This window comes from Serratia sp. GW822-FHT06E05, from assembly GCF_058799445.1.
In genome coordinates, this window is the sequence record NZ_JBXALM010000001.1 from 380,867 (window position 1) to 405,494 (window position 24,628).

At 56.5% G+C, this 24,628-nt stretch carries 24 protein-coding genes; 11 read left to right on the forward strand and 13 right to left on the reverse strand.

Annotated features, from left to right (window positions below; all coding sequences use genetic code 11):
• The first annotated feature begins 5 nt into the window (after positions 1-5).
• A complete protein-coding gene (locus AC1RKC_RS01670; protein ID WP_020826863.1) occupies positions 6-461 on the forward strand; it encodes an Lrp/AsnC family transcriptional regulator in 456 nt (151 codons plus the stop codon).
• A 6-nt stretch (positions 462-467) separates the two neighbouring features.
• Here the strand turns inward: AC1RKC_RS01670 and AC1RKC_RS01675 are convergent, their stop codons facing one another.
• The 5 genes from AC1RKC_RS01675 to AC1RKC_RS01695 all read right to left on the reverse strand — a co-directional run bounded on the left by AC1RKC_RS01675 (position 468) and on the right by AC1RKC_RS01695 (position 4,582).
• Positions 468-1,190, reverse strand: a complete 723-nt coding sequence (locus AC1RKC_RS01675; RefSeq protein WP_046373569.1) for an ABC transporter permease — start codon at positions 1,188-1,190, stop codon at positions 468-470.
• Complete coding sequence (locus tag AC1RKC_RS01680) at positions 1,190-1,879, reverse strand: ABC transporter permease (protein WP_493092202.1); 690 nt, start codon at positions 1,877-1,879, stop codon at positions 1,190-1,192. Before AC1RKC_RS01680 ends, AC1RKC_RS01675 begins: the two co-directional genes overlap by 1 nt.
• Positions 1,880-1,934: 55 nt before the next feature.
• On the reverse strand, positions 1,935-2,708 hold the full coding sequence (locus AC1RKC_RS01685; protein WP_493092201.1) for an ABC transporter substrate-binding protein: 774 nt from the start codon (positions 2,706-2,708) through the stop codon (positions 1,935-1,937).
• Positions 2,709-2,735: 27 nt separating this feature from the next.
• Complete coding sequence (locus tag AC1RKC_RS01690; RefSeq protein WP_046373570.1) at positions 2,736-3,497, reverse strand: dimethylarginine dimethylaminohydrolase family protein; 762 nt, start codon at positions 3,495-3,497, stop codon at positions 2,736-2,738.
• Positions 3,498-3,643: 146 nt separating this feature from the next.
• Complete coding sequence (locus AC1RKC_RS01695) at positions 3,644-4,582, reverse strand: LysR family transcriptional regulator (RefSeq protein ID WP_041414557.1); 939 nt, start codon at positions 4,580-4,582, stop codon at positions 3,644-3,646.
• A gap of 96 nt (positions 4,583-4,678) precedes the next feature.
• Between AC1RKC_RS01695 and AC1RKC_RS01700 the strand changes: the two genes are divergently transcribed.
• The gene (locus AC1RKC_RS01700) at positions 4,679-5,905 is read left to right on the forward strand and encodes an MFS transporter (RefSeq protein ID WP_129982865.1); all 1,227 of its coding nucleotides are present in this window, start codon (positions 4,679-4,681) and stop codon (positions 5,903-5,905) included.
• Between the two features lie 73 nt (positions 5,906-5,978).
• Here AC1RKC_RS01700 and AC1RKC_RS01705 read toward each other — a convergent pair whose 3' ends face one another.
• From AC1RKC_RS01705 to AC1RKC_RS01715, 3 genes are all read right to left on the reverse strand, one after another.
• The gene (locus tag AC1RKC_RS01705) at positions 5,979-6,902 is read right to left on the reverse strand and encodes a substrate-binding domain-containing protein (RefSeq protein WP_261135339.1); all 924 of its coding nucleotides are present in this window, start codon (positions 6,900-6,902) and stop codon (positions 5,979-5,981) included.
• Positions 6,903-6,993: 91 nt separating this feature from the next.
• On the reverse strand, positions 6,994-7,773 hold the full coding sequence (locus tag AC1RKC_RS01710) for a TIM barrel protein (RefSeq protein ID WP_493092200.1): 780 nt from the start codon (positions 7,771-7,773) through the stop codon (positions 6,994-6,996).
• Positions 7,773-8,789 (reverse strand): Gfo/Idh/MocA family oxidoreductase, encoded by a 1,017-nt coding sequence (locus AC1RKC_RS01715; RefSeq protein WP_493092199.1) that lies wholly within the window; start codon positions 8,787-8,789, stop codon positions 7,773-7,775. Before AC1RKC_RS01715 ends, AC1RKC_RS01710 begins: the two co-directional genes overlap by 1 nt.
• A 196-nt stretch (positions 8,790-8,985) precedes the next feature.
• Here AC1RKC_RS01715 and AC1RKC_RS01720 point away from each other — a divergent pair, with 196 nt between their 5' ends.
• Positions 8,986-10,944 carry a sigma-54-dependent Fis family transcriptional regulator gene (locus AC1RKC_RS01720; protein ID WP_493092198.1) on the forward strand — a complete coding sequence of 653 codons (1,959 nt, stop codon included), beginning with the start codon at positions 8,986-8,988 and terminating at the stop codon, positions 10,942-10,944.
• Between the two features lie 71 nt (positions 10,945-11,015).
• Positions 11,016-11,309 (forward strand): Rdx family protein, encoded by a 294-nt coding sequence (locus AC1RKC_RS01725; RefSeq protein WP_048758976.1) that lies wholly within the window; start codon positions 11,016-11,018, stop codon positions 11,307-11,309.
• Here AC1RKC_RS01725 and AC1RKC_RS01730 read toward each other — a convergent pair.
• From AC1RKC_RS01730 to AC1RKC_RS01740, 3 genes are all read right to left on the reverse strand, one after another.
• Complete coding sequence (locus AC1RKC_RS01730) at positions 11,306-12,124, reverse strand: heme/hemin ABC transporter substrate-binding protein (RefSeq protein WP_261279267.1); 819 nt, start codon at positions 12,122-12,124, stop codon at positions 11,306-11,308. The genes AC1RKC_RS01725 and AC1RKC_RS01730 overlap by 4 nt on opposite strands.
• Positions 12,125-12,219: 95 nt before the next feature.
• Complete coding sequence (locus AC1RKC_RS01735) at positions 12,220-14,577, reverse strand: TonB-dependent receptor domain-containing protein (protein WP_128864914.1); 2,358 nt, start codon at positions 14,575-14,577, stop codon at positions 12,220-12,222.
• Positions 14,578-14,896: 319 nt separating this feature from the next.
• Complete coding sequence (locus tag AC1RKC_RS01740) at positions 14,897-16,357, reverse strand: serralysin family metalloprotease (RefSeq protein WP_061069158.1); 1,461 nt, start codon at positions 16,355-16,357, stop codon at positions 14,897-14,899.
• 310 nt (positions 16,358-16,667) lie between these two features.
• Between AC1RKC_RS01740 and AC1RKC_RS01745 the strand changes: the two genes are divergently transcribed.
• From AC1RKC_RS01745 to AC1RKC_RS01760, 4 genes are all read left to right on the forward strand, one after another.
• A complete protein-coding gene (locus AC1RKC_RS01745) occupies positions 16,668-17,162 on the forward strand; it encodes a TIGR00645 family protein (protein WP_041414553.1) in 495 nt (164 codons plus the stop codon).
• Positions 17,163-17,402: 240 nt separating this feature from the next.
• Positions 17,403-17,858 carry a 3-hydroxyacyl-ACP dehydratase FabZ gene (fabZ, locus tag AC1RKC_RS01750; protein ID WP_020826847.1) on the forward strand — a complete coding sequence of 152 codons (456 nt, stop codon included), beginning with the start codon at positions 17,403-17,405 and terminating at the stop codon, positions 17,856-17,858.
• 37 nt (positions 17,859-17,895) lie between these two features.
• Positions 17,896-18,684, forward strand: a complete 789-nt coding sequence (locus AC1RKC_RS01755) for a spermidine synthase (RefSeq protein WP_493092197.1) — start codon at positions 17,896-17,898, stop codon at positions 18,682-18,684.
• 56 nt (positions 18,685-18,740) lie between these two features.
• Positions 18,741-18,935, forward strand: coding sequence for a ribbon-helix-helix protein, CopG family (locus tag AC1RKC_RS01760; protein WP_012145111.1), 195 nt, complete (start codon positions 18,741-18,743; stop codon positions 18,933-18,935).
• 36 nt (positions 18,936-18,971) lie between these two features.
• Here the strand turns inward: AC1RKC_RS01760 and AC1RKC_RS01765 are convergent, their stop codons facing one another.
• Complete coding sequence (locus tag AC1RKC_RS01765) at positions 18,972-20,060, reverse strand: oxidoreductase (protein WP_493092196.1); 1,089 nt, start codon at positions 20,058-20,060, stop codon at positions 18,972-18,974.
• Between the two features lie 223 nt (positions 20,061-20,283).
• On the opposite strand from AC1RKC_RS01765, the gene AC1RKC_RS01770 reads away from it, so the two are divergent.
• The 3 genes from AC1RKC_RS01770 to AC1RKC_RS01780 all read left to right on the forward strand — a co-directional run bounded on the left by AC1RKC_RS01770 (position 20,284) and on the right by AC1RKC_RS01780 (position 23,098).
• On the forward strand, positions 20,284-21,357 hold the full coding sequence (locus AC1RKC_RS01770) for a sugar ABC transporter substrate-binding protein (protein WP_046373581.1): 1,074 nt from the start codon (positions 20,284-20,286) through the stop codon (positions 21,355-21,357).
• 9 nt (positions 21,358-21,366) lie between these two features.
• A complete protein-coding gene (locus AC1RKC_RS01775; protein ID WP_493092195.1) occupies positions 21,367-22,614 on the forward strand; it encodes an LVIVD repeat-containing protein in 1,248 nt (415 codons plus the stop codon).
• 82 nt (positions 22,615-22,696) lie between these two features.
• Entirely contained in the window at positions 22,697-23,098 is a 402-nt protein-coding gene (locus AC1RKC_RS01780) for a VOC family protein (RefSeq protein WP_490635250.1), read from the forward strand.
• Here the strand turns inward: AC1RKC_RS01780 and AC1RKC_RS01785 are convergent.
• Positions 23,077-24,513, reverse strand: a complete 1,437-nt coding sequence (locus AC1RKC_RS01785) for an MFS transporter (RefSeq protein WP_493092194.1) — start codon at positions 24,511-24,513, stop codon at positions 23,077-23,079. The two genes, AC1RKC_RS01780 and AC1RKC_RS01785, sit on opposite strands and share 22 nt — an antisense overlap.
• Between the last annotated feature and the right edge of the window lie 115 nt (positions 24,514-24,628).

Here is a 24,628-nt window from a genome sequence, read left to right on the forward strand (position 1 = left end):
TATCTGTGGAAAAGAAAGCCCGGCTTGATCGCATCGACAAAAAAATCCTTGAAATACTGTGCCGGGATGGCCGCATTTCCTATCAAAAGCTGTCCGAGCAGGTCAATCTGACCGCTCGCCCCTGTCTGGAACGGGTGCGTGGGCTGGAGCGCGACGGCATCATCCGCGGCTACAGTGCCATCATTGAACTGCCGGAGCCGGAGCATGCGTTCGTGATCCAGGCTCAGATCGCGCTGGCCGACCACGGTCATTCCCAACCGGCGTTTGAGCAGGAGATGCGTAATACCCCGGAGGTGCTGGATTGCTGGCTGGTCAGCGGCAACTTCGATTTTCTGGTGCGCATTGGCTGTCGCAGCATGGAAAACTACCGGTTGCTGGCCGACAGCTGGCTGACCAGCAAGAAATTCCGGGTGGATAAAATCGTCACCCTGACCGAACTGCAATCCATCAAACGTTCCTGAACGGTCTCAATCACGACGTATAAAGCCCAACCAGCGCCGCTCTGCCCGCGAAAACAGGAATATCAGCAGGAAGGTGCACAGCAGGTAGAGCGCCGCGGCCATCAAAAACGGGATAAATGGCGAATAGGTGGCGGCATAAAGTGCCCGTGCCACGCCGGTGATATCCAATAGCGTTACCGTGCTGGCCAGCGAAGTGGCATGCAGCAAAAACACCATTTCGTTGTTGAGTGCTGGAATGCCGCGTCGTAGCGTTGCCGGCAGCACCAGTCGGCGAATGATCTGCCGCTGGCTCATGCCATAGGCTTCACCGGCAATCCACTCCTGGCGCGGGAAGGTCTCCATCATGCCGGCCAGCAGCTGCGCGACGTAGGCACTGGTATTGAGCACCAGCGCCAGCGTGGCGCAGAAGGTCGCGTCGCGAAACAGCAGCCAGAAAGGTTGGTCGTTCTGCCAACCCAACTGCACCACGTCAAACTGCGACAGGCCGTAATAAATCAGCATCAATTGCAGGTACAGCGGCGTACTGCGGAAAAAGTAGGTCACGCTGCGGATCAGATAAGACAGCGGACGCGGGCCGTAAACCTGACCGATCGCCATCAGCATCGCCAGCACTAAACCGGGGACGACCGACAGCAAGAAGAGTTTGGCAGTCATCGCTAGCCCGGTGACGTCGGACCCGTCACTCCACAGAAAACTCGGTGCGGCTTCCAGCATATTTTGCAGGTTCATCAGCGGGCTCCTGCATTTGAGGAAGCCAAGGCGTATCGCCGCGACAACCGGCTAAAGCCCCAACTGGAAATCGCCGTGATCGCCATATAGATCAGCGCCACCAGGAAATAAAACAGGAATGGCTTTTGCGTTGCCCGCCCGGCCTGTTCGGCCAGCCAGACCATATCCTCCAGCCCGAGGATCGACACCAGCGCCGAGGCCTTCATCAGCCCAAGCCAGTTGTTGTTGATGCCGGGGATGGCAAAGCTCAGCATTTGGGGTAACAAAACACGGCGAAATACCTGGCCTGGGCTCATCCCATAGGCCATCGCGGCCTCCAGTTGGCCACGCTCCACGGTAAGAAACGCGCCACGGAAGGTTTCGGTATAGTAAGCGCCAAACACGAAGCCAATCGCCAACACCCCAGAGATAAAGGTGTTAAACCGCAGCGGCCCCAGCCCCAGCAGACCCAAGGCTCCGTTAACCAGCATCTCACCGCCAAAGAACAACAGCAGCATAATCACCAGTTCGGGGATACCGCGCACCAGCGTGGTGTAGCCGGTTGAAACCCAGCGCAGCCAGCACGGACCAAAGAGTTTGATCAGCGCATTGACCAGTCCAAGCGCCAGCGCCACCGCCAGTGACACCAGCATGACGCACAGCGACAGCGCCGCCCCCTGCGCCAGCAACGGTAAATACTCTGTGACCATACCCGGCCTCCCATACTTGACAGATTGCCGGGCCAGCCGGCATTAGCGCGCCGGTTTAGTTACCGTAAATATCGAAGCTGAAATATTTTTTCTGGATGGCTTCGTAAGTGCCGTCGGCACGAATCGCCTTGATTGCACCGTTTAGCGCATCGCGCAGCGCCGGGTTGTCTTTGCCTACCGCGATGCCGACGTCGGAGGAAATGCTGCTGTCTTCAATCACCGGGCCGGCAAAGGCAAATTTCTGTCCGCGCGGGGTATCGATAAAGCTGCTGGCGGCCTGAGTATTGTCCTGCAACGACGCATTAATACGGCCGGACATCAGATCCAGATAGACATTATCCTGGTTGGCGTAAGAAACAATTTTCACCCCTTTTCCGCCCCAATGTTGTTTCGCGTAGGCTTCATGTATCGAGCCGGTCTGCACGCCGACGATTTTGCCTTTCAGGCTGGCAACGTCAGGCAGTAAAGCGCTGCCTTTACGCGCCACCAACTGGGCGGAACTGCGGTAATAGCGATCGGTGAAATCCACTTCCTTTTTGCGCTCATCGGTGATGGTCAGCGAAGCGATAATGGCATCGAACTTATGGGCATTGAGCGCGGCAATCATGCTTTCGAAGGGTTGTTTGACGAACACGCATTTGGCATGCAGCTGCGTACACAGCGCATTGGCGATATCGATATCAAAACCGGTGATCTCACCGTTGGGCGCGAGCACGTCAAACGGCGGATAGCCACCGTCAACGCCAAAACTGATGGTGTCGAAGGCCTGAGCCGCCGCAGGACCGCCCAACGCCAGGCTGGTCAGTAAAACCGCTAATGTTTTTTTCATCGCTGAGATCCCCGGTAAAAGAAAAGATTAGAAACGAAGTGACAGGCAGGTCAGGCCGCCGTCCATTTTTTTAAATTCACTGGTGTCGAGCTGAACGATGGGCATGCCCAGCTTTTCGATTTGCGCAAGCGTGTATGGATAGCCCTGCGGCGTAATCAGCGTATCGTTGATCCACAGCGTATTGCCGGCGTAGGACTCCGCTTCAGGAATGACGATCGAACTGAAACCGCTAAAGGCAGGATGGTGCTGGTAGTCTTCGGTCAGCAACAAGGTATTGCGGCCAACGTAATTAACAATGGACTTAAGGTGCAGACCGGCGCTGACTTCAATCGCCGTCACCCGATAGCCATAGGGCTCCACCGCCGCGGCGAATTCGCCAATACCAGCCTCATCGGTACGGGCCGTCAGGCCGACGAAAAACTGGCGATCGACCAACAGCACATCCCCCCCGTCCAGATGACCGCGTTCACTCATACGTACCACTGGCCGTTCGCCTTCAAACAAGGGCGCAATGGTGGCCACCTCGCCCTGACGGCTGGGTGCGCCCGGATGGCTGATCACCGCCAGCTCAGGCATCACCACCGCCGTGTCTTCAACAAAGTGTGCATCCGGGAATGCGGGTGCTGCCGGTAAAACGGTCACTTTTAGCCCCAGACGGAGCAAGGTGTCCACATAGGCCAAAAACTGACGGCCGGTGGCCGCGATATCGGGCACGCCCAATTGGGCGGTAGTTTGTCCGCTGCCGCAGCTGTCGGCAGGGAGTCTGGCAATGGCTTGAGTAAAGTGCATGGCGATTCTCTCGATTGAAAGGGACGATCACTGTTGCTTCGATTATCAAACAGATAACGCCGCCAATCAGGTTGAATCCGCGCGCCGACACTCTAGATTTGCGCTGTATATCGCTCCGCTAACGACAAATTCCGCTGTACGCGTTTTTAGGTCGTTGGCGCATTTGCGCCGGTGATACGCGGCATCACCTCTTTCATCAGCTCAAGGAATTTACGCAGCCGGGCAGGATAATAGCTGGCGTACGGATAAAGCAGATAAATCGGCAAGGGCGCGGCACGCCAGGTTGGCATTAAAGGAATCAGAGCGCCCTGCTCCAAATCCTGTTTGACCACCCAGGAGGACAACATCGCCACCCCGACGCCGTTCAACGCGGCTTTACGCACCGCATAAAGACTGTCGGTGCTTAATCTGGGAGCAATGTCAAAACGATAGGCTTCACCGCTATCCCTGTGAGTCAGGGTGACTTCGTTACGGTAAAAGCTATTCAACGCCAGCCAGGGCAACTGCGCTAAATCGCCGATCTGCTTCAGAGGATCATGACCTGCTAATAAGCTCGGTGCTGCCACCACAATGCGCGGCACTTCCGCCAGCAATACCGCCACCACCGAAGGATCGGTTACGGCCCCCACGTGGATCGCGCAGTCCACGCCTTCGGGGATAAAATCCGGTGAGTGGTCGTTAAGCGTCCATTCCACGCTGGTCTGGCGATAGCGTTGCAAATAGTCACCCAGCGGCCCGATTAGCTGATCCTGGCCGAAGGCATGCGGCGCACGTACCCGTAATACGCCGACCGGCTCATCGCGCACGCCGCGCAGCTCATCCTCCATGATTTGCCACTGCTCTATCAGCTTGCGCGCATGCTGATAACAACGCTCTCCGTCATCCGTCAGCTTCATACTGTGGGTGGTGCGCTGGATTAATTTAACGCCCAGCAGTTGTTCCAGCACCTGCAGGCGCCGGCTAACGGTGGGTTGTGAGGTCTGCATTTGCGCCGCAGCGGCAGAAAGACTGCCGCTGTCTACGATGCGCACCAGCGTTTGCATCATGGCTATGCGATCGCCATTGGGAAATGAGTTTTTATTCATACGTATTACGTATAACAGTTCTACCCGTTCGGGGGCTACAGTTTGCGGCAAATACTGGCAAAAATAAGCGCACTTTACCTCTACGGGATAATTACCATGACCCTGATTTCACCAGCCAATCATACCGGCACCACACCGGCCCATGCGCTTTCCGCCAAGGTTGTCTTTCTACTGGCGACCGGCGCCGGTCTTAGCGTGGCGTCCATTTACTATAGCCAGCCGATGCTAGGGATTATGGGGAATGCGTTCCATGCCGGAGTAAGTGACGCCGGCTGGGTCCCTACGCTCACCCAGGCAGGCTACGCACTCGGGATCCTACTGTTGGCCCCGCTGGGCGATCGTCACGATCGTCGCCAGATCATCCGTATAAAAGGCTTGCTGCTGGCTGTTACCCTGCTGTTCTGTGGTTTTTCATCCTCATTCCCGCTGTTGCTGCTCGGCAGCCTGGCGATCGGCCTGGCCGCTACGGTGGCGCAGGACATTATCCCGGCGGCCGCAACGCTGGCAACCGACGCCAATCGGGGTAAAACGGTGGGAACCGTGATGACCGGACTACTGGCGGGGATTTTGCTTTCACGGGTGTTCAGCGGCGTGGTGGCGGAATATTTCGGCTGGCGCAGCGTTTACCTGCTGGCGGCCGTGGCGGTGTTGGCGATCAGTTTTGCCATCGGGGCCGTATTGCCCCGTTTAAAACCCAATACTTCCCTCAGCTACCCGGCGTTGTTGCGTTCATTGGGCCAATTGTGGGCCGATTACCCGGAGCTGCGGCGTGCAGCGCTGGCGCAAGGCTTGCTGTCGATCGCGTTCAGCGCTTTCTGGTCTACGCTGGCAGTGATGTTGGCGGAACGGTATCAGTTGGGTAGCGCCGTCGCCGGGGCTTTTGGTTTGGCCGGTGCGGCAGGCGCATTGGCTGCCCCCTTGGCAGGCATGCTGGCCGATCGTCACGGGCCGGACTATGTCACTAAGATTGGCGCTGCCATGGTGGTGGTTTCTTTTGCCCTGATGTTCCTGCTGCCGTTGCTGTCGCTCCCCGCGCAATTGGCGTTGATTGCCCTGAGCGCGGTAGGTTTTGATCTCGGCATTCAGGCCACGCTAGTCGCCCATCAAACCATTATTTACGCTATCAATCCGGCCGCCCGCAGCCGCCTCAACGCCATCATGTTTACGCTGGTGTTTATCGGCATGGCAGGCGGGGCCGCGCTGGGCAGCAAGATCCTGGAAGCTGCCGGCTGGCCTGGCGTAGTGACGTTGGCCTCGCTGACGGCTGCTGGCGGTCTGGCAATGAGGTTGTTCGCCAAAACCGCCCCGCGCGTGACGGCCTGAAAAGTACATCACCGATAGCCGCAGTCACTGCGGCTATGATGCCATCGCCTCACGGCCACCAAGGGCACTATATCTACTTCTGATTAACCGCCTGGAATTCTGCCAAATTCTGCTGTGTGATGGTTTTGTAAGGTACCCAGTTATAAGGCTCGACCTTTTGTTTTTCCAACAGCGCCTTGGTTACCTGCACCGCCCCGATGGCCTGCCCTTTGGCATCCTGGAAAATGGTCAACGTCATGCCGCCGTTTTTAATGAACTGCTGACCGTCCGGCGTGCCGTCGATGCCCGCCACCAGAATGGTTTTGTTTTTGGCTTGATTCAGCGCCATGATGGCACCAATCGCCATTTCATCGTTGTTAGCGGCAATCGCGTCAATCGGTCGGCCGTTCAGCAGCCAACCGGACACCACGTCCACCGCCTCGTTGCGCTGCCATTTGGCGGTCTGCTTCTCCAGCACCTTCATGTCTTTGTATTTGGCGATCACCGCTTCCACGGCGCGGGTGCGCTCGCGTGCTTCTTCATTGGACAACGCCCCCATCAGGATCGCCACGTTCCCACGGTAGTTCATCTTTTTCGCCAAGGCTTCCATCTGCATTTCACCACCCACCGCAGAGTCAGAGCCTACGTAGGCCATGTCCTTGCCCAGTTTCACCTCCGGTTTGCGGTTGACGAAAATCAACGGAATATTGGCCCGTTCGGCGGCGTCCATCATCGGTTTCACCCCCTGAGTGTCAACCGGGTTGAGGATAATGGCGTCCACCCCGAGGTTGATAAAATCGTCCACCTGCTGCACCTGCAACGCCACGTCCCCTTTGGCATCGACAAACTGGCCGTCCATCCCCAACTGCATAAGTTCGCTCACCATCTGTGAACGCAAAATAGAGACAAAGTTAAGGTCGAAATTGGCCAGCGCCACGCCGACCTTGTAGGTTTTCGCCTGGGCGCTGAAGCTCATGACGATGCTCAGCAGTATCAGTAGCAAGCTTTTGGTTTTCATGATGACATCCTGTAGGTTGAGGTTTATTTATTATTAAAATCAACGCATCATTTTGAATGCCGGGCAGCGGCCCTGCCCGGATGTGTTCAGGCTATCGGGTAAAATGGTCGCGGAACTGTAACAGCGCCTCGGTGCTGTCACCGGATGCCCACCCTTCCATCGCCACCACGCCCTGATAACCGATGTCTTCTAACGTGCGTGCGATGGCGCGGTAATTGATTTCACCGGTACCAGGCTGTTGCCGCCCCGGCACGTCCGCCACCTGGATTTCCCCTATTGCCGGGCCACAGCGACGGATCAGTTCGATAAGATCCCCTTCGCCAATCTGCGCATGGTAAAGATCGAGATTCATCTTCAGGCCCGGACGGTTTACCGCCTCCACCAGAGCCAGGGTGTCGCAGGCTTTGGCGAAGGGTGTGCCAGGGTGGTCGCGTGGCAAATTGAGGTTCTCCAGCGTGAAGACTTTCCCGGCCTGCTCCGCCATGTGCGCCAGCCGGCTTAGCGTATCGGCCGCCTTGAGCCACATCGCACCGGTTACCGCCGCCACCGGTTTCACCGGTAATCCCTGAGGATCCAACCCAGTACCGTGAAGATTCAGGCTCGGGCAATTCAAGCGTTGGGCGACGGCCAATGACTGCTCCGCGCTGTGCAACAGTTGGGCAATGTCTTCGTCGTCGGTCAGGTTGCCGGTCAGATAGCCGGTCATTGATGTAAAGCGCGCCCCGCTGGCGGCCAAAGCATCAAGGTCTTTATTGGCCCAGTTCCACATTTCAACGCCAAAACCCAGCGCATCGATACGCGCCACGCGTTCGATAAACGGCAGATCGAGAAATACCATTTCTGCGCATACAGAGAGCTGATAACTGGCCATTATTGCCCCCCTAATTTGACCGGTTTGCCCTGCTGCACCGACTCGATACAGGCCAAGGCTATCGCCAGCGCATTGCGCGCATCTTGTCCGGTAGCACGCGGGCTGCAACCCTGCCGGATGCTCTGGGCGAATTCGGTCAACTCCGCCACGTAAGCGTCACGCAGCAGATCGGTGTCCTGCCGCGAGGTTTCTATGGCGATGCCTCCGGCGTGATAACGCACGCAGTTGTTCAGGTTGATATTGCCCGCCTGCAACATGCCTTTGCTGCCAAACACCTCGCCGCGTACGTCGTAACCGTACACCGCCTGGAAATTGGCTTCGGCAGTGGCGATTGCCCCGTTGTCAAAGCGAATGGTGACCACGGCGGTGTCCAGCAGCCCTTTGTCTTTGAAGTCCGGCCGCACCAGGGCGTCCGCCAACGCATACACCTCTACCGGCCTGGCGCCAGGGTTGAAATGCAGCAAGGTATCGAAATCATGAATCAAGGTTTCAAGAAAGATGGTCCACGCCGGGATAGGCGCCGGATCCCGTAGCAAGGGATCGCGCGTCACCGAACGGGATAACTGCGTAGTGCCATTCTCACCCGCCTTTACGGCGGCGATAGCGGCGGCAAATCCGCTGACAAAACGGCGATTAAATCCGACCTGCAGAACCACGCCCGCCCGTTTTGCGGCGGCAATTGCGCTGTCTGCCTCATCCAGCGTGATGGCCATCGGCTTTTCGCAGAACACATGCTTACCGACCTGTGCCGCTGCAATCACCCACTCCGCATGGGTGCGGGCCGGAGATGCTATTACCACCGCATCAATAGCCGGGTTGTCCAGCATCGCCTGCAAATCGCTGTAGGCTTCAACGTCCAAACGTTCCGCCAGCCGTTGCGCCGCACCCGGCAGAGGATCGGCCACCGCCGCCAGCACCGCCCCCGGCACGCGCCGTGCCAACGACTCCGCATGGAAAGTGCCCATTCTGCCAGCACCGATCAGACCAACACGCAGGGGTTGGGATAAATGACTCATAGTGATTCCTTATGTGAGGTAACACCCTATTGGGCAACGGAGTTCACCCTGGGTATTGCAAAGGGGATGCCAGCTCAAAACACGCGGAATTTGTGAGACGTTGCACAGATAGGCATAACAAAGTGACAACTAAATTGACATGTCAATTTCACATGTCAATAAAATGAACATTACATTCCAAACAGCGGAGCGCACCATGCAGACAGCCGCCGGCCTGATGCCGATCAAAGACGAGAGCGATCCGATCTTCAGCCTGCCTGAAGGGGCGGAATCCGGTGAATGGGACAGCCTGTTTTGGCAAGGGTGGCAGGCGTTTAATGAAGGCGGCCAGCCCGGCTGGATACGCAAGTCGATCCTGCAATCCTGGCGACGCTCGCGGGAATACGGCATCGATCCCGATGAGTTTGTCTATCACGCGCCACCGCCTGACCAACTGCTGGCGATTCTGGCGCACAATGCCGAGCTGATTGCCGTGGCGCGCAGCATCATGGAAAATTTGCTGGCCTATAATCCCGACGGTCACATCAACCTGACCGATGCCCATGGCGTCACCCTTCACTACTGTGGCGCAGACATGACGCCGATCGGCAGCATCTTGCGTGAAGAGGTTCAGGGCACTAACTGCACCGCACGCTGCCTGCTTGAACAGCGGCTGGTATATGTGCTGAGCGGTGAAAACTGGAAGATGGGCCTGCGGCAACGGCATCGCCAATGCGCCGCCGCGCCGGTGCGCAACGCCGAAGGCGTCATGATTGGCGTGCTGACGCTCACCGCCACGCCGGACAATTTCAATGCCCACACTCTGGGTACCGTGCAGGCGGCTGCGGAGGCCATCGGTCAACAGCTCAAGCTGCACCGGCTGTTGGCCGAGCAGCAGTCCATTTTGGAAACCCTGAATGAAGGCGTGATGGTCTGCGATAGGCACGGCCAGCTGAAAACGGTCAACCGCTATGCTCGCCAAATTTTTGGCGGGCTGGAACCCGGTGATACGCCGATCGATGAGCTGTTGTGCCCCCAATCCGGATCGTTGTTAACCATGCCGTTTTGCAACGATCGTGAAATGGTGTTTATGCCCGTCGGCAAGCCGGCCCTCTCCTGCGTGATTTCGCTGATGCCTGCGCCAGATAATGGCCGGGTGCTCTCCCTGCGCGAAAATCAGCGCATCCGTGCCATCACCCGACGAGTCATGGGCGTGAGCGCCAGCTACACCTTCGAGATGATTTTCGGTCATTCCAGCCGCATGCGGGAGGCGATCATGCAGGCGCGCACCTGCAGCCGCAGTGACAGTACGGTCTTGCTGACGGGGGAAAGCGGCACGGGCAAGGAGCTGTTCGCTCAGGCAATCCACAACGGCGGTGAGCGCTGCAACGAACCCTTTGTCGCGGTCAACTGCGGCGCCCTGCCGCGCGATCTGGTGCAAAGCGAGCTGTTTGGCTACGTCGATGGCGCCTTTACCGGATCGCGTCGCGGCGGTTCGGCAGGCAAATTCGAACTGGCGGACGGCGGCACGCTGTTGCTCGACGAAATCGGTGAAATGCCGTTGGATGCACAAACCAGCCTGCTGCGCGTATTGCAAGAAGGCGAAGTGTTGCGGATTGGCGCGGCGCATCCGGTCAAAGTGAATGTGCGAATTATTGCAGCTACCCATTGCGATTTGCTGCAGGCCGTGGAGAACGGCGCGTTTCGTCGTGACCTTTATTACCGCCTGAACGTCCTTTCCCTCCCCGTTCCGCCCCTGCGTGAACGTCGGGAAGATATCGCCGGACTGGTCAACGGCTTTATTCACAAGCTGAGTACGCGGATGAAGAAGATCCCGCCCCAGGTCTCACCGCAGGCCATGGTTTGCCTTAACGCCTGGCACTGGCCCGGCAACGTGCGCGAATTGGAAAACCTGGTGGAGCGGATGGTGAACCTGTGCGAAGGGTTGCTGATCGACGTGGATGATTTGCCCAGGGAGATCGCCCAGGCTTTTCCTGAACAGGAAGCCATCCCCTCAAGCCGCCTGGAGGACAATGAGCGCGCCCATATCATTCAGATCATTGAATCCAGTAACGGTAATCTGCGACAGGCGGCTCGTCTGCTCGGGCTTTCGCGCACCACCTTGTACAATAAAATCAACAGGTGGCAGATTGATTTGACCTTGCTGCGTCCCTGAGGAAGACGGCTTGACAGCACGACGGCGGCGTTCGATGATGCAGGCTCTCTCTCGCCGCTATGGTTCTGCCCATGAAAACATCCCCTGCCGTCACCATTCACTATTGTTCGCAATGCAACTGGCTGCTGCGTGCGGCATGGATGGCGCAAGAGTTGCTCCACACCTTCAGCACCGATTTAGCCGCCGTCACCCTGGTACCCGGTACCGGCGGCATTTATGAAATCACCGTCGACGGCGTGGTACTTTGGGATCGTAAAATCGAGGGCGGCTTTCCGGATGCGGCGGCATTGAAACAGCGCTTGCGCGATCGTTGTTTCCCCGAGCGCTCATTAGGGCACGTAGACAATAAAGGCACGAAAGCTTAAGGGGTGACGGCTTGAGCCGCCTGACGCAGTTGGCCAATGGCCGCCGGCATGGCCAGGCCAAAACTCAGCAGCGCATTATCATCAATCACCAACAGGCGCCGTTGTTGACCCGCCGGGGTAAAAGCCAATCCCGGCAGCGCCCAGATATTCGCCTCACCGCCCATCCGTCGCAAACTGCCTTTGCCTATCACCAGCAGCTGGGGCGCAGCGGCCACCAGACCCTCCTGGGTTAACGATTGATAACGTGCTACGCCGCCCATGGCATTTTGCAGCCCGGCGCTGCGAATGGCGCCATCGGCGGCGGTACCGCTGCCGGCCCCCATGGCCGTGATCCCGGTGTGCGCCATGATAAACAGCACCCTGACCGGCAGAGGGTTCGTCGGCACCGCGGCGAGCTGGCGATCCAACGCTGCCTGCAGGGCTTTCCCCTCTTTTTCGCGGCCCAGGATAGCGGCGATCGCGGTTATTTTTTCGTCGATCGCGTTCAGTTCAGGTTTGCCTGTCACGGTGACGACTTTTACCCCGGCCTGCTCGACCTGCTGCAACGCCAACGAGGGTTGTGACAGCATGCTGGCAATCACCAGCGTGGGTTTCATCGCCAGCATCCCTTCGGCATTGAGCTGTCGCATATAACCGACATTGGGCAGCGCCGTGGCTTGCGGCGGTTGCAGACTGGTGCTGTCGCGTGCGACCAACGCTTGCTGGGCGCCAAGCGCATAAACAATCTCCGTGACGTCTCCGCCAATCGAGATCACGCGTTCGGTGGCGCAGAGCGAAAACGGCAGTGCCAGCAAGCCGATAATCCACAGTTTCATGGGGTGTCTCCTTCAACGGGCGATGGATGACCAAGCCGCCTTTCACTGGCGAAGGGCGGCATAAGGAACGTTAAGGTTTCATCCACCGGATGAGCTTAGAAATCCACGTTTACGCCTAACTGGAAAGTTCTTCCCGGCATAACGGCCAACGCATTATCGTAAGCATCCTGTTGAGTCGAGTCCGTGAGTTCGCGGCTGCTCAGGTAGTCACGGTATTTTCTGTCGGTGATGTTATACACACCGCCACTCAGTTTCACATTGCGGGCCACCTGCCAGTACGCGGACATATCCACCAGGCCATAACCCGGCACGCGCAAATATTCCGTGGTTGCGTCGGTGAGCGTACTGCCGCTGGCGTTGTTGTAGCTTTCACGGTTGGTGGCCGTTGCCTGCTTGCCTTTAACGAAGGTCGCCGTCACCGCGGCGCCGTAGCGTTTCGCCGGATCGTCCCACGCCACGCCGACAATGGCCTTCATTGGCGCAACGCTGTCGATATCGACATATTTATCGCCGGAGTAACTGGACTTGGACTTGCCCTGGTTATACCCCAGGGCAAAGTTGGCGCTCAGGCCGTTAACCTGCTCAAACCAGGTGCCAAAATTCAGCCGGGTGCTGATTTCACCGCCGTAGATGTAGGCCTTGTCGCGGTTTTCTGCCTGATAAATGGTGTAGATATTGGACGGCACGTTAGCAAACTTGTCCGGACTGCTGGCGCGCTGGTAGCGGGTATAGGCAATGAAGTTTTTATAGGTGTTGTAGAACAGCGAGGTGCGCAGGGTCACGCCTTCGACAACCTCTCCCTTCACGCCCCATTCCAGGTTATTGCTGGTCTCGGTATTCAGATCGGCGTTGCCGATCAACGCATACTGCGCGGTGCCTGCGTAGCTGGAGCCGAGGTTCCATGAGCCATAAAGTTGGCTGGCGTTCGGGAACTGCGCACCGCGTTTGTACTGGAGATAAGTCATCAACGTCGGCGTCAGATTGTACTGGAAGCTGAGTGACGGCAGGACCTGGGTATCGGTGTTGCTTTTGCCGTACAGCGTTTCCAACTCGGACTCCGTCAGCACCGTGCTGCCGGTAGTCAGGCTGCTCAGGTTCTGCGGCTTGGTACTTTGGTGAGCCACGCGCACGCCCGGCACCACGGCAAAGCCGTGCCCGTCGAGATCAAACTGGATCCTGTCCTGCACATAACCGCCCAGCACATAGCTGCGACTGTCGGACTCCGGCTGCATGATGGCGGTAAATGCACTGGGTGCAGGCTCTTCACGGAACGGTCGCTCGGTATCGGTCAACCTTGCATTGAGTCCCCCGCTCAGCGTGTGCCGTCCCCATGTTTTGGCTATCTGGGTTTCAAAACCATAGGTGTTGACGTTGTAGTCGGAGTAAACCCGTTCCATGCTGCCAGTGCTGGTGGGCATATAGGTGTTGTCATGCGCCTGAGTCTGTTGGTAATAGACTTTTGAGGTCAGGGTATCGACAAAATCGTTGTACGGCGTCCATTCATCTTTCAGGCTCACTCCCCAACGGCGCGTATTGCTTTGCTGTTGGGCGGTCCCCAGAATGGCGCTGCCGGCCGAGTTCCAACTGTCGTAATGGGTGTGGTTGGTTTTGTCATAGTAATCCACCGTGCCCGTGAGTTTGTGTTCGTCGTTCGGTTGCCAGATACCGGAGGCCATCAGCGCATTGGTGTGCCAGTTGGCCGGATAGGCCTGGTGGGTGCCGCTGTTATTGCGCGTTTCCTGGCCGTCACGGCGACTGTAAACAAACACCCCGCGCAGTTGTTCATCGCCCGCAGCGGCGGTAATGCCATTGTGCCAGCTGCGATTGGACGAATCGTAATCGCTCTGGTAACCAAAGTAGGTCTGTTTGGTGGGGGAAAGGTACTGATCGGCTGATTTCGGTAAAAACGAAACGGCGCCGCCAATAGAAGTATTACTGCGTTCAATCGAGGTTGCGCCCGATTCGATCTCCACCTGGCCGTACATGTAAGGGTCGATATAGTCCCTGCCGATGCCAAAGGTATTGAGCCCGGCGCGGCTGACGTAGCTGCGTCCGGTGGCATCAGGCTGTGGAATGCCGTCGACGTCCAATCCGACGCGATTGCTCTCCAGGCCACGGATGTTATAACCGGTATACCCGCTGCGATCGAAACCGCTTTTCCCCGATGATGAGCCCCCGCTGACACCGGTGGCACTGATCAAGGGTTCGTAGCGCATAATCGAACCGAAATCATTGCCCCCTTTTTTCTGCATGTCTTGCGCGGTAATTGTGGTGATTGTCCCCGATTTGTTTTCAATAACCGGCGCCACTACCGTTATTTCTTCTTCACTTTGCGTGGTCTTTTCTAATGATATTTTCTTAACTTCCGCATTGGCGTTAAAGGCACTGGCGATTAACGCACCCCATAAGGCGGAATGCCCGATAATTCCCCGACAATTAAAAGTTCTGCACATGTGTTAGCCCTGCATTAATTATTAGTATTCGCTCGCAGTTGCTTCGCCACTCGGGTTTAACCGAGTTAAAGAGATTAAAAGAAATTAATAATGCTAAAATAAAGGTCTTTCTTCGCAGACTCAGTAAATTGATAATAATGACAATGCTTACCATAAGCAACGTCGTTATAACCTTATTAAATACATTGATGAGATACTTCCAAACCGCTTACGAAATCCTTACAAAGCGGCGACGGCAGCCGACGTGGCGAAGAGACGTTATGGGACGCAGGGGAATAAAACCGTAATAAAACGGTGGGCATAGCCCACCGTGACAGAATTAAACAATAAAATCAGTGGCGGTATTTGCCTGGCCTACGATATTCACCAGGAAGTCCGGTGTCGCATGACCACTTATATTCAATGCCAATTCACTAAAATCACTTTGTGAATTATACGTCAACGTGGCCTCACCTGCCTGACCGCTGAAGCTGTCAACGAAATGAATAAAGTCTGTACCGTTATCGCCCTGATTAAAGAAAGAGAGGTCAATCTTGTCGATACCGGTTTCAAAGTCGAGGATCTTATCCGGCGATTTGAACGGTGAATCGCTCACGGCGGAGAAAACAAAAATATCACTGCCGCTGCCACCGGATAACTGATCCTGCCCACCGCCACCGTAAATAACGTCGTTCCCCGCGCCGCCCTGAAGAATATTGGCGGCGTCATTGCCGACAATGACATCATTCCCCGAACCGCCAATGGCGTTTTCGATGACAGCGCCTACGGCGATGGAAATATTGCCCTTCAATCCGCCAACGTCAGAGAACGAGCCTTCGGTCAGATTAATACGCTGGTCTTGCGAGTACCCTGAGAAATCAAGGGTGTCGTTACCGCCCGCATCCCAGACGGAGAAAATCAGTTTCTGGCTGCTGTCCGTCGCGGTGTAGAAATCTCTGCCGGAATTAGAGTTGAATCCATATACCGTGTCACCGGTGCGCGTGGTGGTATTGGCACCATATAAATACTGAATGGCAGCAATATCATCGACCAGCGGAGCCGCGGAATAATAACCGCCGTGATCGCCGCCGGTGACAGATTCATCCCAATAGCTCATCACGCTGAACTGGCGAGTATCTTCGGCGTAGGTAGCCTTGGCATAACTCGGGCTTTGTCCGGCATTGTAAACCCCTGGGTGATCCAACCCCAAAGTGTGCCCCAATTCATGGGTGATGCTCAGGCGGCCATAGTTGCCCAATTCAGGATGTAAATTGGCATAAACACCATCACGGGGATCTGCATAGTCGTAATTAATATTGAACCAGCTTTGACCGTCGGTATTATGCCCGCGATAATCCGTACCTGCGCCGGTAAAAGGTTTAATCGCATAAGCCTGACCGTCGCCCTCATAATTACCAAAGGTAATGTTGGACTTTTGCCCTGGGGCTACCTCGACGAAATTAAGGTTCGCCACATCGGCCCAAGACTGCAGGGAAAGCTTGGCCTGCGCTTTTTGATCGGCGGTAAAGGCGCTAAGGCCGGTGTCTTGGCTGGCAAAGCGACCATTTAAATTGCTCTGATTATAATCCCAATCCGGGAAGGAGTAAGTGACGGTGGCGCCTTGGCCGATGACGTGAGTTCCATTCCAGGTTTGTTCACTGCGCGCTATTTGCTTGCCTGCCGCTGCTATATCAAAAGAAGGCTTATTATTAATGGTTAAACCATTGCCTCTATTATGGTAATTCAGCAAATCATTAACACTATCCCAACCGTTGGTTTTTCCATTTAGGGAATTATCCATATCCATCTCCATTAGGTTAATTCATTTCCGTTATATATAATTCGCTCGCGATATAAAAACCCACTGCAATGTCATCATGCAGCATTTAAAGGCTAGTCTGATTTTCGGATAGCTCAATATATATTGATAAAATATTTTTTTGCGGAGTAAATAGCTTAAAAACACGCAGTGATTAAAGGGGCTTATTTCTTTCGCATGGCATTCCCTCATCCCGGCGAAATCCCCTTTCAATCCTCGCGGGCTCTCTTGCCTTTTGACGGGCCTCTTGCGTTATACTGTATCCCACTTTTTGTAACGAACTCAGATGACTATGGAACGCTTTCTAGAAAATGCCATGTATGCCTCCCGTTGGCTACTTGCCCCGGTTTACTTCGGCCTGTCCCTGGCCTTGCTGGCGCTGTCGATTAAATTTTTCCAGGAGATATTCCATGTTCTGCCGAACATTTTCTCCATAGCCGAAGCGGATCTGGTTCTGACGCTGCTCTCGCTGGTCGATATGGCGCTGGTTGGCGGCCTGCTGGTGATGGTGATGTTCTCGGGCTATGAAAATTTTGTTTCGCAGCTGGATATCAGCGAAAACAAAGAGAAACTGAGCTGGCTGGGCAAGATGGATGCCACCTCATTAAAGAACAAGGTGGCCGCTTCGATTGTCGCCATTTCCTCCATTCACCTGCTGCGGGTGTTTATGGACGCCAAAAACGTGCCGGACAACAAGCTGATGTGGTATGTGATCATCCACCTGACCTTTGTCCTTTCGGCTTTTGTGATGGGCTACCTCGATAAGCTGACGCGCTACAAAAACTGATCCCCCTTAGCCGCCGCTCTCCTGCTGGCGGCTAACTTCCTCCCCCTCGAAACACGCAATATCTTCAACAAGTTGTAATTACTGGCGTTTGAATCGGCTGACGTTATTCGCTGTTTTTCAACCCAGAAGGCTTTCATTTGGTGCATCTGATGATAATAACATTATAATGTCATTACACTTCGACCGGCACAGAGGCCCACGCAAGCTGAGCTTTGCCCGCTGACAGGATCCGAAACACACATGCCGCTAAATGGTAATCCACTGCAGTACCAGGATGTTCAATCTATCCTGCCACACCGTTTTCCCTGTCTGCTGGTTGACCGCATCCTGCCTGCCGGCACTTGCATTGCCGAAGGCCGCCTTAGCGCCATCAAAAATATCACCGCCAACGAACCGACATTCTGGACCGGCCATCATCAGATGACGGTGTTTCCCGGCGTATTGATGGTGGAAGCGTTGGCGCAAACCACCGGTCTGTTGGCACATTATTTTCTCAGCCCGTTGCTGCCAGGCGAGCATTACTATTTTGCGGCCATCCATCGCGCCCGTTTCTATCGTTCGGCACGGCCCGGTGACCAACTCTGTATGGAAGTGACATTTGTCCGACAGCGCTCCGGCATTGCCCGATTCTCTGGCCGTGCGTCGGTCAATGGCCGCAGGATCTGTACCGCAGAATTTATGTGCGCCCGTAAGTAAGGCTGCCTTTTTAGGATGGAGGCTCGACGAAACTACTATGTCATTGGTTGATAAGCTGCTAAATAGCCTGGATTTCTCCCCTCGCGGTCAGGTGATTGCACGGGAGTTGGATCACTGCGGCGAAATTATCGTCTCCGATCACAAGGGTTACCGCACCCTGCGTTTTGACGGTATCTGCGAACAGAGCAAAATGTGCATCAGCGCGCCGCAGGTGCCGGTTCATAACTACATCAAAACCATGCTGATGGCGGTCGCCTGGCAGCCCCCCGCCTCGGCACTGATCCTGGGGCTGGGCGGCGGTGGCCTGGTGCGGGCGCTGCACGCCTATGATGCCAAGATGCTGTTGGAAGTGGTGGAATTGCGCCAGGCGGTGGTATCCGTCGCCCGCCGATACTTCACTTTGCCTGCCGTTCATAACATCACGATGCACATCGCCGATGCCGCGGATTTCTTGCAAGCCCCCGCCCAGCGGCGCTATGACCTGATTTTTTCCGACCTCTACAGCGCCTTTACCATGGATCCGCAACAGGGCACACAGGCCTTTTTGGCGCAGTGCGCCGAGCGGCTTTCGGATCCAGGCTGGTTAGTACTGAACTACCATGAAGTGCCGGATGAGGGCTCACTGCTGTATCACAGCTTACACCGGGTGTTTAACACGGTTCTGTACTGCGTGGCACCCAGCGGCAACGTGATTATCTACGCTGCGCTTGCCAATACCGAAACGCCACTCAGCCTGCTGCGCCGCCTTTCCGCTGAGGTCGGGCCAAGCTTTAGCTGCGATCTTCGCTACCTGTCACGCAAAATTGAACGGCTGCACTTTAGCTGAGGCGGTATTGCCGCCCTGCTATTATCATTTGATTATCATCCTCTGGAGCAATCACCATGGAAAAGAAAACGGCGCGTCTGACCGTCCTCATCGACCCAGACAAGAAAAAAGCCCTGGAAGAACTCTGTCTGCAACAGGACGTGACCCCCTCTCAGGTGATCCGTCAGTTGATACGTGACTATCTGCACAAGCACCAGGTGGAGTATCCCAGCCAGCCGACCCACTCCAATCCTCGGGTGGACAACGCCTGACGTCAGATGACGCACACCCAGCGCCATCCGTACCCCTCAACGATGCTGTGACTCCACAAAGCTAAGCGCAGCGCGCAAGCTGGAATCGTTGATCGTGATCGGCAGCAGGTGAATCGACTCGCCCTGCTGCAGGGTGCGTTCGATCAGCCGTTTAATTTGCGCTTCATCGTGGATATCCACCTGCAGCGCTGCCAGGCTGACCGGTAAATCCAATCGCCGGTAAAGCGCAATCAATTGCGCCACGGTTTCCGGTTGCCCCAGCAGTGCACTCTGCACCAGAATGCCGTACGCCACCTTGGTGCCATGCAAGAAGGCATCGGTTTGCGGTAGCGCGGTCAACCCGTTATGCACCGAATGCGCGGCGGCGATGCGGGTATAGCGATCGCCCAGTCCCCCCACCAAACCACCACCGGCGATGATCGCCTCCAGCACATTAAGGAAGTCCTGACTCAATTGTCCTTGCGCCTGTGCCTGCAACGCCGCCTCGCTTTGGTTGAGCAATACGTCGCGCAGCGTCAGTGCGGTATTGAGGCCCAGTTGCACGGTTAACGGCAAACGTTCCGGCTGCGGACTCAGCACCACCGCTTCATACCATTTCGCCAGGGTGTCGCCGATCCCTGCCAGCAAGTACTCCTTTGGAGCACGCAGGATAATTTCCGGCTCGACCAACACCAGATGGTTGGCATCATGGAAAATCTCATAGCGCAATGCTTGCCCCTGGTCGTTGTACCACACCGAGAGCGGCGTCCAGGCGGCACAGGTAGCGGCAATGGTCGGGATCGCCACCAGCGGCAGTCCTAAGCGACGGGCCACCACTTTGGCCGTGTCCAACACTGCACCGCCGCCAACGCCGATCACCACCTGCCGATCCGCGCCGGCCTGGCGCACGATATCCTGCACGCTGCTCTCGCTGCAGTGGCTGTTAAACAGCACCCGACGAGCATCGGCGTCGTCGAATACCGCCGGTAACCAGGGTTTTGCCGCCGCCAATGCGCGCTCACCATACACCCAGAGCGCCTTGCTCAGCTGTTGCGAGGAATAAAACTGCGCCAGTTGGTCAATGGCTCCGGGGAATGCAAAATAGTTGGCGGGGCCGGCGACCACGCGGATGGAGTTATCACTCATGCTCAAGTCCTTATTTTATCAGCTATTGCCATCATAGGGGCGAGGACGCCAATCACTAATACTCTTTTGCATTAGCTTATGTTTTTTCGTTCATTGTCATCCGCCGGTCGGCCATGGAAACTGGCTGCCTCAATTCATCCTTTCAATAAAAAGCCATCCCAATGGTGACGATGAATTGTCCTCTCGCTTTTTAATGATGCTTAACCATGCAGGGTAAAACTCAATGAAATTGTTCAACACCTCACTTCTGGCGCTCAGCCTGTTCGCCGTGTTTCCGGCATTATCCGCCCCCACTGCCGCCCCAATCCCGGCAGCGATAGCGAATCATCAGGGGCCGATCCGCATTGCGGTTATCCGCAATTTGGGTTCTGACGACAATACCACGCAGTTCGTATCCGGGGCGGTGCAGGAAGGCCGCAAGCTCGGCTTTCAGGTCAATACCTTCCTGACCAACGGCGACGACGCCAAATTCCAGGACTTCGTCAATCAGGCCATCAGCCAGAAGTACGACGGCATTATTCTGTCTCAGGGGCGCGATCCTTACTCAACCGCCCTGCTCAAACGCATCGCCGACAGCGGCATCGCGGTGGCCGCCTTTGATACCGCCGTGCAGGGCGAAATCCCGGGCGTGACCATTACCCAGCAGGACGACGCTTCATTGACCGATCTTTCGTTTGGCCAACTGGTAAAAGATTTCAACGGTCAGGCGAATATCATCAAGCTATGGGTCGCGGGCTTCCCACCCATGGAGCGGCGTCAGGCGCAGTACCAGAAACTGCTTAAACAACAGCCCGGCATCAAAGAGCTAGAATCCATCGGTGCGGTGTCCTCCGACGTTCAGGGCGATACGGCCAACAAAATTGGCGCGATCCTGGCCAAATACCCAAAAGGCAAAATCGATGCCATTTGGGGCACCTGGGATGCGTTTAGCCAGGGGGCCTACAAGGCCCTGCAGGAGAATGGCCGCACCGAAATCAAACTCTACAGTATCGATATCTCCAACCAGGATCTGGCGCTGATGCGCGCTAAAGACAGCGCCTGGAAGCTCAGCGTGGCGGTGGATCCCAAGCTGATCGGCGCCGTTAACCTGCGCCTGGTGGCCAATAAAATTGGCGGCGAGAAAACCCCGGCAACCTATGAATTTAAAGCTGCGGCAATCCCGCAGGCCCTGTTGCTCAGCCATCCGGCAGCCACCAACGTCGCCTCGCTGGCGAAAGTGATCCCGGACTGGGGTAAATCAGACGATTTCATCGCCCCCTGGTTCGCCACGCTTGAAGCGCAACAGGCTAAGAAATAAGGAGCGGTGATGGCAACGCAACCCCTTGTGCAGCCCGAATACAGCCGCAATATGCGGCTGATCGGTCACAGCGATCAGGGCGGCAGGCCGGACGGCGTACAGGTGATGGTTCATCGGGGCTATGCCTATATCGGCCACATGGTTTCGCAGGGCTTTTCCATCGTCGACGTACGCGATGCGAAGGATCCGAAACCCGCCGGCTTTATCCCTGCGCCACCCGGCACCTGGAATGTGCATTTACAGGCGCATGATGATTTGCTGCTGGTTATTAACGCCCGGGATTTATTTGCCGACGTCCGTTTTGCCGATGAAAAAGTCTATTACACCCGCGCCATCAGCCAGACGGTATCGAGCAGCGATCTCCGCGGCTGGAGCGCCGGGATGCGTATTTTCGATATTTCCACCCCGGACCGGCCACGGGAGATTGGTTTTCTGGCGCTGGAAGGGATCGGCGTACACCGCATCTGGTACGTGGGCGGGCGCTGGGCTTACGTTTCGGCGCTGATCGACGGCTACAGCGACTACATTTTTTTGACCGTCGATCTGGCCGACCCTTGTCATCCGCAAATCGCCGGGCGTTGGTGGCTACCGGGTATGCACAACGCCGGGGGTGAAACGCCCAACTGGCCGGAGGGCAAGCGCTACGCTTTGCACCATGCGATCATCAGCGGCGATACCGCCTATGCCAGCTGGCGCGACGGGGGGCTAACCCTGTTGGATATCAAGGACCGCAGTCAACCGCAGTTAATTGCCCATCGCAACTGGAGCCCGCCGTTTGGCGGCGGCACCCACACCGCACTACCGCTACCGGATCGGGACCTGCTGGTAGTATTGGATGAGGCGGTGCTCGACAACCAGCAGGACGGCGAAAAGTTGATCTGGCTGTTTGATATTCGCCAACCGACCAACCCGGTGAGCATCGCGACCTTCCCACAGCCGGATGAACGCGATTACGTCAGCAAAGGCGCACACTTCGGCCCCCATAATCTGCATGAGAACCGTCCTGGCAGCTTTATCAGTTCGACGCTGATTTTCGCCACTTACCAAAATGCCGGCGTTCGCGCTTACGACATCAGCAACCCTTATCAACCGAAGGAAACCGGCGCTTTGGTTCCCGCTGCGCCGCAGAGGATGATGGACACACGCCCCGATCGTCCGCAGGTTATTCAGTCGTGCGACGTATTTGTCGACGCTCAGGGGATCATTTACAGCACGGATTACAACGGCGGTTTGTCGATCATTGAATATCTGGGCTGAAAATTCAGCGCCGCGTCGTTCCTTTTGGGGCTATTAAGCCTAAGCTGAAGGAACGTGTAAGCAGGGACAAATAAGGGAAACTATGTTTAGTCATATCACCGTAGGCGTCAGCGATCTGGACAAAGCCGCTGCATTTTACGATGCGATTTTGCTGCCACTGGGACTCAAGCAACGCCCGGTCACGCCCGATGGCGGCCCCGGGGCTCGTTGCTGGGTATTGCCTGACCGGACATTGCCGCGTTTTTACGCCTACCAACCTTATAACCGACAGCCGGCCAGTGCCGGCAACGGCAGTATGGTGGCGTTCACCGCCCAGAATGAACAACAGGTTCGGCAAGCCTATGCCGCCGGGCTGGCGGCGGGCGGCACATCGGAAGGTGAAGCCGGCGAGCGGACCCATTACGGCAAAGGGTATTTTGGCGCTTATCTTCGCGATCCGGACGGCAACAAAATTCATATCACCTACCGGGGCGACCTGCTGTAATCATCCTCGTGCGGGCGGACGCCACCGTTTCTGGCAGCCATCACCAGCGCAAACGCCGCCAGCCCACCCGCGACCAGGTAGGTAATCTGCATGCCATTTGCAACGGCGTGCGACGAAGCCAACTTGATATCGCCGGTGTGGGTTGCCAGCATAAATAACGCCCCCATGGCCGAAGCGCCGGTGATCAACCCAAGGTTGCGCGAGAGGTTGATCATGCCCGAGATCACCCCACGCTGCTCGGGGGCGGCATGCTTCATCAAGGCCGTATTGTTGGCGACCTGAAAGAGCGCATAACCCAGCGTCATCAGGCACAGAGGTGCCACGTAGCCGAACACGCCCTGATTCAGCGACATCATCGACATGATGCCTGCCCCAACAGCCATGGTCGTCAGCCCCACCATAGTGATCCTTTGCGCCCCGAAGCGATCCACCCACCGACCGGCCGGTACCCCGAGCAACGCGGCCACTATTGGCCCCGCCGACATTACCAGTCCCGCTTGCCCAACCGCCAAACCCAGCCCATGCGTCAGATAAAATGGCCCTACCACCAGCGTCGTCATCATGATGGTCATGACCAGCGCACTCATCGCCAACCCGACGCTCAGACCCGGTTGGCGGAACAACGCCAACTGGATCAGGGGAAGCGCCGTGCGCTTTTGCAACCGGACAAATAACCCCATCCCCAGCGCCGCGCCCAGCAACAACGTCAGGTTAACGACGCCAAAGTCACCGCGCCCCAACGTCATCGACAGCGCATAGCAGGCCAGCGTTACCCCAAGCAGTAAGGTCCCTGCCCAGTCAAACCGACCGCGTTCTTTTTGCCGTTGCCGTTGTTCCTGCGGCAGGGAGCAATAAACCAGCAGAAAAGCCACTACGCCCACCGGTATGTTGACCAGAAACATCGCCCGCCAGCCGAAACCCAATATCAGTGCGCCCCCCAGCGAAGGGCCAAGCGCCGTGCCGATGGCCGACATGCTGCCCAGCAATCCCATGGCACGGCCGGTATTTTCTTTACCCACCGCCTCACCAACCAGCGCCATGGTCATTGCCATCATGACGGCCGCTCCCAAACCTTGCGCAACGCGCGCCGCCAACAATAGCCAGATGCCCGGCGCAATAGCACACAATCCGGACGCAAACGTGAACAGAGCAATCCCCGTCAGCAACAGGCGGCGGCGCCCCATCCTGTCCCCCAAGCGGCCCATGGCAATAATCGACGTGGTAACGGCCAGCAGGTAGACGATAACTACCCATTGTACCGCCTGAAAAGAGCTGTTGAACGCCTGCGCCAGCGTCGGCAAGCCCACGTTGGCAATGCTGGCGCCCAGCGAGGAAACCAGCATCGACAAAGAAAGGCTGGCAAGGATCCCACGCAAATTGACTGGCGGGCTGGCGTGTTGGGTTATTGACTTCATGTTGCTGACTCCTGAAAGAACCTGTCAGTAGCCTATGCCGTCCAGAGAGCAGGCGGAAGGCGCAGCAAATGCAGTTTATTAGTGCACCAGGCGCCATGTCACGGCGGACCTGTAC

What these genes read in the sequence shown, in the direction of transcription:
- AC1RKC_RS01760 (WP_012145111.1), top strand. Translation starts at nt 18,741, where the DNA reads ATGGAAAAGAAAACGGCGCGTCTGACCGTCCTCATCGACCCAGACAAG.
- AC1RKC_RS01775 (WP_493092195.1), top strand. Translation starts at nt 21,367, where the DNA reads ATGGCAACGCAACCCCTTGTGCAGCCCGAATACAGCCGCAATATGCGG.
- AC1RKC_RS01675 (WP_046373569.1), bottom strand. Translation starts at nt 1,190, where the DNA reads ATGAACCTGCAAAATATGCTGGAAGCCGCACCGAGTTTTCTGTGGAGT.
- AC1RKC_RS01725 (WP_048758976.1), top strand. Translation starts at nt 11,016, where the DNA reads ATGAAAACATCCCCTGCCGTCACCATTCACTATTGTTCGCAATGCAAC.
- AC1RKC_RS01685 (WP_493092201.1), bottom strand. Translation starts at nt 2,708, where the DNA reads ATGAAAAAAACATTAGCGGTTTTACTGACCAGCCTGGCGTTGGGCGGT.
- AC1RKC_RS01770 (WP_046373581.1), top strand. Translation starts at nt 20,284, where the DNA reads ATGAAATTGTTCAACACCTCACTTCTGGCGCTCAGCCTGTTCGCCGTG.
- AC1RKC_RS01700 (WP_129982865.1), top strand. Translation starts at nt 4,679, where the DNA reads ATGACCCTGATTTCACCAGCCAATCATACCGGCACCACACCGGCCCAT.
- AC1RKC_RS01780 (WP_490635250.1), top strand. Translation starts at nt 22,697, where the DNA reads ATGTTTAGTCATATCACCGTAGGCGTCAGCGATCTGGACAAAGCCGCT.
- AC1RKC_RS01735 (WP_128864914.1), bottom strand. Translation starts at nt 14,577, where the DNA reads ATGTGCAGAACTTTTAATTGTCGGGGAATTATCGGGCATTCCGCCTTA.
- AC1RKC_RS01690 (WP_046373570.1), bottom strand. Translation starts at nt 3,497, where the DNA reads ATGCACTTTACTCAAGCCATTGCCAGACTCCCTGCCGACAGCTGCGGC.
- AC1RKC_RS01705 (WP_261135339.1), bottom strand. Translation starts at nt 6,902, where the DNA reads ATGAAAACCAAAAGCTTGCTACTGATACTGCTGAGCATCGTCATGAGC.
- AC1RKC_RS01755 (WP_493092197.1), top strand. Translation starts at nt 17,896, where the DNA reads ATGTCATTGGTTGATAAGCTGCTAAATAGCCTGGATTTCTCCCCTCGC.
- AC1RKC_RS01745 (WP_041414553.1), top strand. Translation starts at nt 16,668, where the DNA reads ATGGAACGCTTTCTAGAAAATGCCATGTATGCCTCCCGTTGGCTACTT.
- AC1RKC_RS01785 (WP_493092194.1), bottom strand. Translation starts at nt 24,513, where the DNA reads ATGAAGTCAATAACCCAACACGCCAGCCCGCCAGTCAATTTGCGTGGG.
- fabZ (WP_020826847.1), top strand. Translation starts at nt 17,403, where the DNA reads ATGCCGCTAAATGGTAATCCACTGCAGTACCAGGATGTTCAATCTATC.
- AC1RKC_RS01730 (WP_261279267.1), bottom strand. Translation starts at nt 12,124, where the DNA reads ATGAAACTGTGGATTATCGGCTTGCTGGCACTGCCGTTTTCGCTCTGC.
- AC1RKC_RS01715 (WP_493092199.1), bottom strand. Translation starts at nt 8,789, where the DNA reads ATGAGTCATTTATCCCAACCCCTGCGTGTTGGTCTGATCGGTGCTGGC.
- AC1RKC_RS01710 (WP_493092200.1), bottom strand. Translation starts at nt 7,773, where the DNA reads ATGGCCAGTTATCAGCTCTCTGTATGCGCAGAAATGGTATTTCTCGAT.
- AC1RKC_RS01740 (WP_061069158.1), bottom strand. Translation starts at nt 16,357, where the DNA reads ATGGATAATTCCCTAAATGGAAAAACCAACGGTTGGGATAGTGTTAAT.
- AC1RKC_RS01765 (WP_493092196.1), bottom strand. Translation starts at nt 20,060, where the DNA reads ATGAGTGATAACTCCATCCGCGTGGTCGCCGGCCCCGCCAACTATTTT.
- AC1RKC_RS01720 (WP_493092198.1), top strand. Translation starts at nt 8,986, where the DNA reads ATGCAGACAGCCGCCGGCCTGATGCCGATCAAAGACGAGAGCGATCCG.
- AC1RKC_RS01695 (WP_041414557.1), bottom strand. Translation starts at nt 4,582, where the DNA reads ATGAATAAAAACTCATTTCCCAATGGCGATCGCATAGCCATGATGCAA.
- AC1RKC_RS01680 (WP_493092202.1), bottom strand. Translation starts at nt 1,879, where the DNA reads ATGGTCACAGAGTATTTACCGTTGCTGGCGCAGGGGGCGGCGCTGTCG.